Here is a 10,908-nt window from a genome sequence, read left to right as displayed (position 1 = left end):
CCCCGGCGGCCGCGCCACCCAGCAGCGTCAAGGCTCCGATGCCGACCTTCTTCCATCCTGGGACACGCTGGATGGTTTGTGCAGGGGACCGCTGCGGGGCAGCCGAGCGGCGACCGACCGCTTGCGCGGGGGCTCGCGTGGACGAACCGAAGGCCCGGGCCATGGCTTCGCGCTGCGCCACCATGCGTGGACTGTTGGCCAGCAGCTCGGAGAGTTTCGCGGTGGTGCGATGACCCCGCGTTGCGGCAGGCGAGGTCGGTTCCCGTTTGCGAGTTGTCCGCTCGAAGCCAGCACGCTCGTCGTTCGCCATGCAATGCATTGGAACGGCGCCAAGATGGCTTGGGTATCGGTCAAAAGCTGATTTTGTGGCCTGTGAAGCGCATCGAATTCAGTGTCCGGATGCAGCCAGACGCGCGGCTCGCACGAGCACACAGTGCATGTCCATCAACAAGCAGAGAGAAGACATGACCGCACTGGCCAACAAGGTTGCCATCGTCACCGGGGCAAGTTCAGGAATCGGGTATGCCACCGCGAGGATGTTCGCGCGAGAAGGGGCCAGGGTGGTCGTGACGGCCCGGCGCCAGGGGCTGCTCGACCGGCTGGTCGCCGAGATCGTCGACGCTGGCGGCCAGGCCATCGCCGTCGCTGGAGATGTGAGGGACGAGGCCACGGCGAAACTCGCCGTGGAGACGGCGGTCCGCGAGTTCGGAGGGCTCGACATCGCGTTCAACAATGCCGGCTCCGTCGGTGAAACGGGGCCGGTCCAGGAGGTGTCGGTGGCCGGATGGCGCGACGTGCTGGACACCAATCTGACAAGCGCCTTTCTCGGCGCCCGGTACCAGGTGCCGGCGATGATCGCGCGCGGCGGCGGATCGTTGGTGTTCACCGGCTCGTTCGTCGGCTACAGCGTCGGCATGCCCGGCATGGCGGCGTATGCCGCCAGCAAAGCGGGGCTGATCGGCCTGACCCAGGTCMTCGCCGCCGAACTCGGCGCGAAGGGCATTCGCGTCAACGCCATCCTGCCCGGGGGGACCGACACCCCCGCGAGCATCACCAATGCGCCTGGCGCCACCCCTGAGCTGTTGGCGTTCGTCGAGGGCCTCCACGCGCTCAAGCGGATGGCGAGGCCCGATGAAATCGCCCGATCAGTACTCCATCTTGCCTCTGACGCCTCGAGCTTCATGACGGGCGCAGCGCTTCTCGTCGACGGTGGCGTTTCGATCACCAGATCTTGATCGGTTCGTTGCGGTGGCCAGCAAGAAGCGGGGGGCTCATTCAACCGAACGAGGCGGTGGTGCCGTGGTACCCCGCACCATCAGCTGCAGATCCAGCGACCCGATCGGTGCCTCGTTCAGCTGCTTCACGCCCAGCAGCCGAAGCAATTCCCTGGCGGCGGTACAACCCATCTCGTAGATGGGTTGCCGAACGGTGGTGGTCGGCGGCACGGAATACTCGGAAGCAGGCAAGCCGTCGAACCCCACCAGCGAGATCTCTGCGGGCACCTCGATGCCTCGATTGAACAAGACCAGCCGCGCGCCATTCAAGCTCTGGTCGTTCGCCGCGAAGACCGCCGTGAACCCGATGCCGGAACCGAGCAGGGCCTGCATCGCCTGCACGCCACCCGGCTCGGAGAAGTCGCCGCGCACGATCAGGCGCTGATCCACCGAGAGACCGGCATCGCGGTGCGCATCCATGTAGCCCTGCATGCGGGCGATCGCGTCGGGCTGGTACTCGATCCCTGCGATGTGGGCGATCCGCCGATGCCCCAACTCGATCAGGTGACGGGTCGCCATGTAGCCGCCCTGGCGCTGGTCGACATCCAGCGAACGCAAGCGGGGGCCGTCGCAGTCGCGGCCGATCGCGACGATGGGCTGCAGTTCGGAGAGATCCAGCAACTGCTCGTTGGTGAGCCGTCCACCGATGACCACGATGCCATCGATCTTGCGCGACATCAGCACGCGCACGCGCTCCGTTTCGTCACCGGTGCGATTCCAGTGGCCGGAGATCACGATGGGGGTGTAGCCACCGCTCATCAGTTCGTCTTCCACGCCTTTGGCTGCACGCGACGTATAGGGGTTGTCGAAATCCTGCGTCAGCACGCCAATGGCCATGCTCACGCCACTGCGCAGGCTCTTCGCCACGAGGTTCGGCTTGAAGCGCAGCTTCTTGATCGCGGCGTCGACGGCCTCGCGCCGGGGCGAGTCGACCTGGCCGTTCAGGATGCGCGACACGGTGCTGGCTGACACACCGGCCAGCCGAGCCACATCCTGCAGGGTCGAACTCTGCTCCGGAGCGCCTGGGTTCGCCGGGGCGCCGTGCCTTCCTTTGGTAGGGCTGGTCATTGAGATGCTTGCCCGAACGGGCGCTCCTTAGCGATTCCTGGAATCGATTGCACTAGGCATCTTCCAGCGAACTGTTGCTTCTGTTTCGCGAGTCGATGCTGGCAGGGCGAAAAGAGTCGCCCACTGCTCAGTAATTCACGTTATCCCGATCATAAGGCACGGCCCCGTTGACACGGCTAGTAACCTTGCTGCAACATTGCTCTGAGCTTGCAATCGATTGCACGCACATTCCACACCTCATGACCGGAAGTTGAACGAATGATGAAGACGGAAGAAAGCTCGGCCAGCGGCGCCCCTGACAGGCCTTTTCCAGGCCTTCCTTCCTCGTCGTTGCAATCGATTGCACGGCTCGCCGTGACCGCGATCCTGCTCTGCGCGGGGCTGGCGGCTTGCGGCGGAGCCGGCGGCGCGACGGCGTCCGACGCGGCAACGCTGGCCGACTATCCCGCAGCGGCGGCGGGCAATCCCCCTGGCGCCTCGGCGCGAGCCCACAGCGCCGCGGCCGCGTTCGGCCGTGGGGTGAACTTCGGCAACATGCTCGAGCCGCCGCGAGAAGGCGACTGGGGGGTGACCGTGGAGCAACGCTTCATCGATCTGCTCGATGGCGGCACGTTCGACAGCGTTCGGCTGCCTGTCCGGTGGAGCAATCACGCCTCGGCCGATGCGGCGGCCGTGATCGACCCTGCCTTCTTCGCCCGCGTGGACAGCGTGGTCGACCGCCTGCTGGACAAGGGTGTCTACGTGCTGCTCGACATGCACCACTATCGCCAGCTCGACGGCGACGTGCTGGACGCCAACGAACGCTCGGTGGATCCCGCCGTGCTGGAAGTGCGCTTCCTCTCGATGTGGCGCCAGATCGCGGCCCGCTACAAGAATCGCAGCGACCGGTTGATCCTGGAGGTCTACAACGAGCCGCACGGCAACCTGACCGATCGCTGGAACGACCTCATGGCGCGGGCTGTCGGCGTGATTCGCCGCGACAACCCGCAACGCCTGATCGTCGTCGGCCCGACCAGCTGGAACAGCGCGGCCGACCTGTCCAAGCTCGTGCTGCCCAACGACGCCAACCTGATCCTCACGGTCCACAACTACGAACCGTTCAACTTCACCCACCAGGGCGCCACCTGGGTCACCCCGGCGCTGCCGGTCGGGCTGGGCTGCTGCACGGCGGACCAGCTGTCGCGAATGACCTGGGGCCTGGACCTCGCGAAGGCCTATGGCGCGCAGGTCCGCTACCCGATCTTCGTCGGCGAGTTCGGGTCGTACTCGGCCGCGGACAGCGCCTCGCGGGTGCACTACTCGCGTGTCATGCGCGACCTGATCGAAGCCCGCGGCATGAGCTGGCACTACTGGGAGCTGGCCTCGAGTTTCGGCGTCTACGACCCCTCGGGTGCCGGTGCGTTCCGTACCGACCTGAGAGATGCCCTGTACGGCCGATGAGCGCCTCCAGCTTGATTTCCCGCGTTGCGCCACGTCGCGGCACAACGCTGATCCGTCCGCCCGCCACGTGCAGGCAATCGTCTACCACCCCCACAGCAAAGAAGTCCCCCATGAACATCGACAACTCCCATCGCATGGCCGCCGTCTCGACCCTGTTCCTGCTGCTCGCAGCCTGCGGCGGCGGAGGCACCCCGGTGCCGGGCCCGGCGCCTGCACCTGCACCGGCGCCCGCCGTGCCGGTCACCATCAATGGACAGGTCGTCGCGTCGTTCACCGCGGCCGACGGCAGCACCGACCAGGGGCGGACGGCCTCGGCATTCGCCTATGCCGAAAAGGCGGGCGACTTGCCCTCCCTGCCGGTGCTGGGTGTCAGCAACAACATCCTCAATGTCACCAGCAGCTTCAGCAACGCCGGCGGCAGCACCTTCGGCGGCGTGGGCATCGATATCCCGCTGCGCGATGCCGACCGCAACCAGGTCCAGTCCGGCGCGACCAAGTTGCAGTTCTCGCTGGCATCGACCGGCACCAACAAGACGCTCAAGCTCAAGATCAAGGCGCTGGGCTCGACACCCAACGGTTGCGTGCCGGCGGCCAGCGTGACGGTCACGGCCACCCAGACGAGCTACGAGCTGGCGCTGACCGATGCCAACTTCAAGCTGCCCGACTTCTGCGCCGGCGCCACCGTCACCAACCCGGCGCTGGCCGGCACGCTGGCCAATGTCGGAGCCATCGAGGTGTCGGACGAGGCCCTCCCGGCCACCGGTTCCGCCACCGTGGGGATCCATGTGGGAAGCATCGCATTCGCGCCCAAGCCCGCCACGCCGGCCACGTCGGCTGTGTCGATCACGGGCCCGTTCTCGTTCGAGTACGGCACCGGCGCAACGGGGAACGCTCTCGCTGAAAGCAGCTCGGCGTACACGCTGACCGGCAATCGCACTGCGGCCACCGAATCCTGGGCTGCCACCGTGGCCGTGCTGCCGCTGACCGCGACGAGCGACGTGTCCGGCTGGCCCGCACTGAGCATCAACCTGGCGTCCACCAGCAACAGCCAGGTCGTGGTCATGCTGCAGTCGGCCGATGCGGTCGACGATGGCTGCTTCCCGAGCTATGTGGTCACCGGCCTGAGCGGTACCGCCGCGACGCGCGTGATTCCCTTCTCGTCGTTCAGCCTGGCCAACAACCCCGATGCCACCTGCGCGGCTGCGAGCGCCACGCGTCCTGACACCGCACTCGCGCTGACCAAGCTCAAGCAGTTCCAGATCCGCGAGCTCAAGGGCAGCGCGGGCCTGGATGCGGTGTCGGTGGTCATCGGCAAGCCTGTCCTGCTGTCGGGTCAGTGATCGGCGCGGACCCAACCAACAAGGAGATGACATGAAGCTCGACCCCTTCCTCGCCCTCGCAGCGTGCGCCTTGCTGGGCGCGTGCGCCCAGTCGCCGGCACCCAAGCCCATGGTCGTGCCGCTCGCGTCGCAGGCCGCGGCGCCCAACGTGCAGGCCGACTCGGCCGATCGGTTGTGGGTGACGACGTTCAAGAGCCCGTCACGCACGCCGGAGGGAGGGGTGATCACCAGTTTCGCCTTTTCCGAGAAGCAAGGCGATGCGCTGGTATCGCCGCTGGCCGTGCACGGCGATGCGCTCGCCGTGACCGGGCAATTCTTCGGCAAGGGCGCCAGCGCGTGGGGCGGTCTCGGGGTCAACATCGGCGCGCCGAGATCGATCCCGGTGAAAGCCGGCGACTACCGGTTCCTGACGATCCGGCTCAGCTCCGCCACCAGCACCCGCCTGCGCGTGCGGCTTGTCGGGCCGGACGAGGCCACGCAGCGGCTCGGTTGCTACCCGATGGTGTGGCAAGCCGTGAAGCCCGAAGTGGCCGAGTACCGGATTGCGCTGGAGCGCTTCGCCCCCGAAGGCTATTGCGGCCCCAAGGGTGTCGCGCTCAAGCCCACGCTGGAGAGCCTGACCGGCATCGAAGTGGCCGAAGCCGCGGCGCCGATGCGTGACCGCACCGTGAGCTTCGGCGTGGGTGCCATCGGGTTGGCCCGCTGAGTCGAGGGGGCAAGCCATGCGCCACCTGAATCACATCACCGTGCTCACCCGCGGGCTGGCCACCGCGTTGGCTGCGCTGGCCCTGGAGGCGACTGCACAGGTGCCGGCCAACATGCCGAACCCGGAAAAGGCCGATGACCAGGCCAAGCGGCTGGCCGAGAGCCCGTTCCGCCGCATCCTGGAAGCGGGCCGGGTCGAGGTCAAGCTGCGCCGGGAGGCCGAAGCGCCCGCGGCCGCGGCACCTCGACGCGTCACCGCTGCGGCGCCACCCGCCGCGAAGCCGCAGGCGCCCCGGGCGGCGGGCGAGGCACCGGCACCGGCGCCTGCCCCGTTGCTGGCATCGATCCCGGCGACGACCGCGACGGCGGTGGTCCCTCCACCGGTGACGGTGGCCGGGATCGAGCGCCTCTGGACCGCATTCAACGGCACGACGGCCTCGGTGGAGGGCGGTTTCATCGAGGGCCTGATCTATGCCGAAAGGCCGGGCGACGCGACGCTGGGAGACATCACGGTCCGCAACAACGGCGTGCTCAACGTCACGGGGCAGTTCAACACCCGCGGCGGGAGCCAATGGGCCGGCGTCGGCATCGTGCTGGTCTCGCAGCGACCCGTGGTGGCCACCGAGTACAAGGCGTTGAAGGTTCACCTGGCGGGCCATACGGTGAACAAGCTGCGCCTGCGCCTCGTGGGGAACGACCCGGCCGTCCAGCAACGGGGCTGCTACCCGATCCTGATGCTGCCGGTGAAGCCCCAGGTCACGGAGTACCGCATCGAGTTCTCGCAATTCGCAGCGCCGGAGTACTGCGGTGCCGAGGGCGTCGACGTCAAGTCGACGCTGGAGGCGCTCACCGCCATCGAGATCGCCGACACGCCCGAACCCGTGGGAGAGCGCACGGTGAGCTTCAACGTGGGCACGCTGTCCTTGCTGAAGTAGGAGGCCGCAGGCGCGAGCGTCACAGGAGTCGACCCAGATGAGCGTTGACTACGACATCCCCAGCCTCTGCGACCCCGCACTGGCCCAGCGGGTGCAACATGAAGTTGCCCTGATGTCCGGCTCGGGCGACGGGCAGGGCCGCGTCGGGTTGCTGGCCGAGAAACTTGCGCAGATCCAGGGGGTGGCCCGGCCGCGGCTGGAGAAGCCTCAGCTGGTGGTCTTCGCCGCCGACCACGGCATCGTGGCGCGGACGGCGTCGGTCCATCCGCCGGATGTGGCGGCGCTGCGGGTGTGCAACATCCTGGCCGGTCGCACGACCACGTCCCTGTCTGCTCGCCGCAACGGCCTGGCGTTGACGGTGATCGACTGCGGCTTGCGCGCCGATCTCGAGCCGCACTTGCAGTTGCTGCGGATCAAGATGGCGCGGGGCACCTTGGACAGCAGCCGTGGTGCCGCCATGACGGTCGGGCAATGTCGTGCCGCGATCGAGCGTGGCACGCGCCTGGTCAGCCGGCTGCCGGGCAATGTGTTGCTGCTGGGAGAGACCGGCATGGGCAACGAGGCTGCTGCCTTGTTGATGAGCCGGCTCACCGGCGTGCCGATCGCAGAATGCGCGGGCTTCGGCAACATGGGGCGGGCGAGGGAGTTCGCGGTGCTGCAGAGGGCGCTTGATCTGCACGTCGGCGCCTCCAACCCGATGGCCGCCCTGACGGCGATGGGGGGCCTGGAGATCGCGGCACTCGTCGGGGCGGTTCTCCAGGCTGCGAGACAGCGTCGCGTGATCGTTGTCGGGGGTTTCGTCACGACGGCGGCCGTGGCCGTGGCCGCAGGGCTGGCGCCGGCACTGCTGGAGCGTTGTGTCTTCTCACATGGCTCGCAGGCGAATGGGCATGCACGGTGGTTGCGGCTGTTGGGCGCCGAGCCCCTGCTCGAGGCGGCCCAGTGCACGAGTGAAAGCTGCAACGCCGTGCTCGCGTGGCCCTTGCTGAAATCGGCTGAACAGCTGCTCGGCGCAGCGGCACAGGCCACGTAGAACTAGAACGCGTACTGGATCCCGAACGAGGTCAGCACCGGCAGCTGGTAGACCTCTTCGCGTGTCCGGTAATCGGGGCTGTAGCTGTAGCCCGAGACGTTCTTCCGGTTGTAGGCGTTGATCAGCTCGACGTAGTACGTGAAGCGGTCCGACACCTTGCGGTCCAGCCGCAGGTCCAGCCGGTGGTAGGCCGGCACGCGCCGTGAATTGATGGCGCCGTAGACCGGCTTGGCGCGTCCGTCGGGGTACAGGCCGGTGCCCACCACCGGTGTGTACGGCGAGCCGGTGTGGTAGCTCCACTTGGCGCCCCAGGTCCAGGCGTCCGACTGCTTGTACTGGCCCACCAGCGTGGCGATGACGGGCTGGTCGTAGTCGAAGCGGAAGCTCTGGCCCGTCAGGTCGTTCCGGCGCCGCGCCTGCGAGACGCTGAGCGAGAAGAATCCCGTCAGCTTCTCGCTGCCGTCCTTCCTGACCAGCAGCTCGAAGCCGCTGGCCGTGCCGCTGCCGCCATTGATGTACTTCAGCGCCGGGTCGTCGACCGCATAGCCCTGGAAGGTCTTGCGATAGACCTCGGCACGCACCGACCAGCCTGCGTCGAGGGCCTGCGTCACGCCCAGCACGTACTGCGTGCTGCGCAGGTCGGCGAGCTGGGGGTTGCCGATGTCGCGCAGCGCCTGCTCAAGGGGCGGCGGCTGGTGGTGCCGGCCCATGCCCACCGACACCATGGTGCGTGGCAACAGGTTCCACTCCAGTCCCAGGCGCGGTTCGGTGAAGGTCTGCCGCAGGTAGAAGTCGCGGCTGGCACGCAGGCCGCCGGTGGCCGTCCACTCGGGCGACAGCCGCCATCGGTGATGGGCGTAGGCCTCGGCCTGGTTCTGGCGTGTCTTCTGCATCGATACCACGCGGCCGGCGGAGCTGATGTCGCAGTTGGGATCGAACTCGGTACAGCGCGGGTCCTGGATGTCCAGCGCGAGATCGACGAGGCGGCTGTTCAGCGCACCGCCCAGCGTCGTGGCGTGCCCAGGCGTCCAGGCCAGGCGCAGTTGTTCGCGCAGGTAGGTCGTGACCACCTCGGCGTCGTAGAAGCCCGCGCTGCCGATGCGCGTGAAGTCGCGGGTGGCCATCCGGCCCAGCGCGAGCTGGTTGGCGGTGGACGGGGCGAAGTCGCCGTCCCAGCTGAGTGCGAAGCTGCTGTACGACTGGCGCATGCTGCTGTTTCCCAGCAGCACCGGGTCGCGCTGTGCCGCGCGGGAGCCTTCCTTCGTGGTGAAGTCGATGCGGTCGTTGGCGGTGCTGAAGTCCAGGCGCAGGCGATGGCCGGGGTTCAGCTCCCACGACAGCCGGCCCTGCGAGTCGTGGTACACGGGCACGGTGAGGCTGACGCCTTCCTTCTCGTCCTCCATCGTCTTGACGGCCAGGTCGAACCAGCTGCGCCGCCCGGCCAGGAAGAAGGACAAGCCGTCGCCGATGGGCCCTTCGGCCAGCACGCTGGCCCCCAGCAGGCTGAAGTCGAGCTTGCCGCCGAGGCGGTCGCTGCGCGGGTTGCGCAGCGAGATGTCGAACACCGCGCCCACCACATCGCCGTACTCGGGGCTCCAGGCGGCGCTGGCCAGGTCGAAGCGGCGAATCAGGTCGGGGTGGAAGGTGCTGGTGAAGCCACCCAGGTGGAACAGGTAGCCCACCGGCAGGAAGTCGACGTAGTACGCGTTGTCCTGCGGCCGCGCACCCCGCACCGCGGGAGCGCTGCTGCTGTCGTCGGTGGTGGTCACGCCGGGCAGGGCCATCACGGCCTTCATCGGGTCGCCGCTGCTGCCGGGGATGCGCGCCAGCTCCTCGCGCGTCAGCGTCTGCCTGCCGGCGGCGTTGCGCCCGCGCTGGCCCTGGATCTCGACGGTTTCCAGGTGGATGGGCTCGGCAGGTGCTGCAGCGTCCTGGGCCCACGCGGTGGGGTGGCAAGCCAAGGTGATGGCACTGAGGGCGAGGCGGTGGGGGTGGCGCAGGAGCGGCATGAAGCACAAGGTGCGGTGACGAGGGACACGATGCTCGCCGCAACCACCTTCGTGCTTCCTGAAGACCGGCCTCTCACGATCGGGGGAGGGTGATCGTGAAGCTGCAGCCGTGCCCGCCGGAGCCGGGCTGCAGGTCGACGTCGCCACCCAGCGAGCGCGCGGCCTCGCGCACGATGGCCAGGCCCAGCCCTGCACCGCGTTCGTCCCCGGCCTTGCCGCGCCAGAAGCGCTCGAACACCTGTTCGCGCTGCGCGGCGGGAATGCCCGGGCCGTTGTCGAGCACCCGCAGTTGCCAGCGCGCCGGTTGCACGTCGATGCTCACGTCCACCAGCACGCCGCGCCCGCCGTAGCGCAGCGCGTTGTCCACCAGGTTGCCCAGCATCGAGCGCAGCGCACGCGGGTCGGTGGCCAGCACGGCGTTGTCGGGGCCGCTCAGCGACAGCTCGCTGCCTTGTCCGGTCGCCACCTCGGTCATGCCGGCCAGGGTGTCGCGCGCGAGGTTCATCACGTCCACCAGTTCGCGCGGCGCGAGCGCCGTGGCGTCGGCCTGGGCCAGGCGAAGCAGCTGGTGGGCGAGGTGCGAGGCCCGCTCCACCGCGCCCTGCAGGCGGCGCGCGGCCTCGTGGCGCGCCGGGCCCTCGCTGGTCTGCAGCACATGGGCCTGGGCGCTGATGACGGCCAGCGGCGTGCGCAGCTCGTGTGCGGCGTCGTGCACGAAGGCCTTCTCGCGGGCGAAGGTGGCGGCCATGCGCTCGAACAGCCGGTTCAACGCGGTCTGCAGCGGCAGCAGCTCGCGGTAGCCCTTGGGCAGCACGATGGGGCTCATGTCGGCAGGCGCGCGCACCGCCACCTGCTCCGACAGGCCGCGCAGCGGCGCCAGTGCCGCGCGCAGCGCCAGCCACACCGGCAGCAGGATGAACGGCAGCGTCAGCGCCAGGTAGCCCAGCAGCTCGAGGCCGGCCTCGCGCGCGGCCCAGCGCGTGCTGCGCATGTCGTCGTCGAGCAGTGTCACGGACCAGTGCTGGCCACGGGCGGTGTAGCTGCGCAGCAGGGCGCCTTGATGCAGGGTTTCCGACAGGCCGTCGGGCAGGCGCAGCGGGTCGG

At 68.4% G+C, this 10,908-nt stretch carries 10 protein-coding genes; 6 read left to right on the top strand and 4 right to left on the bottom strand.

The window, feature by feature from the left end:
* Positions 1–310, bottom strand: a 310-nt coding sequence (locus tag AC1DXV_RS25325) for a hypothetical protein (RefSeq protein ID WP_477936140.1), incomplete at its 3' end; no start/stop codon positions are given.
* A gap of 154 nt (positions 311–464) precedes the next feature.
* On the opposite strand from AC1DXV_RS25325, the gene AC1DXV_RS25320 reads away from it, so the two are divergent.
* Positions 465–1,235, top strand: a complete 771-nt coding sequence (locus AC1DXV_RS25320) for an SDR family oxidoreductase (RefSeq protein WP_477936142.1) — start codon at positions 465–467, stop codon at positions 1,233–1,235.
* A 36-nt stretch (positions 1,236–1,271) separates the two neighbouring features.
* On the opposite strand, the gene AC1DXV_RS25315 is transcribed toward AC1DXV_RS25320, so the two are convergent.
* Positions 1,272–2,342 (bottom strand): substrate-binding domain-containing protein, encoded by a 1,071-nt coding sequence (locus tag AC1DXV_RS25315; protein WP_477870126.1) that lies wholly within the window; start codon positions 2,340–2,342, stop codon positions 1,272–1,274.
* 261 nt (positions 2,343–2,603) lie between these two features.
* On the opposite strand from AC1DXV_RS25315, the gene AC1DXV_RS25310 reads away from it, so the two are divergent.
* The 5 genes from AC1DXV_RS25310 (at position 2,604) to AC1DXV_RS25290 (ending at position 7,795) form a co-directional block, all read left to right on the top strand.
* The gene (locus AC1DXV_RS25310; RefSeq protein ID WP_477936138.1) at positions 2,604–3,782 is read left to right on the top strand and encodes a glycoside hydrolase family 5 protein; all 1,179 of its coding nucleotides are present in this window, start codon (positions 2,604–2,606) and stop codon (positions 3,780–3,782) included.
* 110 nt (positions 3,783–3,892) lie between these two features.
* Positions 3,893–5,122, top strand: coding sequence for a hypothetical protein (locus tag AC1DXV_RS25305; protein ID WP_477870122.1), 1,230 nt, complete (start codon positions 3,893–3,895; stop codon positions 5,120–5,122).
* 31 nt (positions 5,123–5,153) lie between these two features.
* A complete protein-coding gene (locus tag AC1DXV_RS25300) occupies positions 5,154–5,828 on the top strand; it encodes a hypothetical protein (RefSeq protein ID WP_477936136.1) in 675 nt (224 codons plus the stop codon).
* 16 nt (positions 5,829–5,844) lie between these two features.
* A complete protein-coding gene (locus AC1DXV_RS25295; RefSeq protein ID WP_477870992.1) occupies positions 5,845–6,762 on the top strand; it encodes a hypothetical protein in 918 nt (305 codons plus the stop codon).
* 37 nt (positions 6,763–6,799) lie between these two features.
* Positions 6,800–7,795: a nicotinate-nucleotide--dimethylbenzimidazole phosphoribosyltransferase gene (locus AC1DXV_RS25290; protein WP_477870994.1), complete on the top strand. Its 996-nt coding sequence runs from the start codon at positions 6,800–6,802 to the stop codon at positions 7,793–7,795.
* A 2-nt stretch (positions 7,796–7,797) separates the two neighbouring features.
* On the opposite strand, the gene AC1DXV_RS25285 is transcribed toward AC1DXV_RS25290, so the two are convergent.
* A complete protein-coding gene (locus AC1DXV_RS25285; RefSeq protein ID WP_477936134.1) occupies positions 7,798–9,804 on the bottom strand; it encodes a TonB-dependent receptor plug domain-containing protein in 2,007 nt (668 codons plus the stop codon).
* 73 nt (positions 9,805–9,877) lie between these two features.
* Positions 9,878–10,908 (bottom strand): sensor histidine kinase (locus AC1DXV_RS25280; protein WP_477936132.1); only part of this gene is annotated, 1,031 nt, incomplete at its 5' end.

This window comes from Rhizobacter sp. P3_C12, assembly GCF_056402735.1.
Note: the sequence above shows the minus strand (reverse complement) of the source record. Positions and strands in the feature narration are given on the sequence as shown.

Excerpts from the sequence above, each read along its gene's own strand:
- AC1DXV_RS25315 (WP_477870126.1), bottom strand. The coding sequence starts at position 2,342 with ATGACCAGCCCTACCAAAGGAAGGCACGGCGCCCCGGCGAACCCAGGC.
- AC1DXV_RS25310 (WP_477936138.1), top strand. The coding sequence starts at position 2,604 with ATGAAGACGGAAGAAAGCTCGGCCAGCGGCGCCCCTGACAGGCCTTTT.
- AC1DXV_RS25305 (WP_477870122.1), top strand. The coding sequence starts at position 3,893 with ATGAACATCGACAACTCCCATCGCATGGCCGCCGTCTCGACCCTGTTC.
- AC1DXV_RS25300 (WP_477936136.1), top strand. The coding sequence starts at position 5,154 with ATGAAGCTCGACCCCTTCCTCGCCCTCGCAGCGTGCGCCTTGCTGGGC.
- AC1DXV_RS25295 (WP_477870992.1), top strand. The coding sequence starts at position 5,845 with ATGCGCCACCTGAATCACATCACCGTGCTCACCCGCGGGCTGGCCACC.
- AC1DXV_RS25290 (WP_477870994.1), top strand. The coding sequence starts at position 6,800 with ATGAGCGTTGACTACGACATCCCCAGCCTCTGCGACCCCGCACTGGCC.
- AC1DXV_RS25285 (WP_477936134.1), bottom strand. The coding sequence starts at position 9,804 with ATGCCGCTCCTGCGCCACCCCCACCGCCTCGCCCTCAGTGCCATCACC.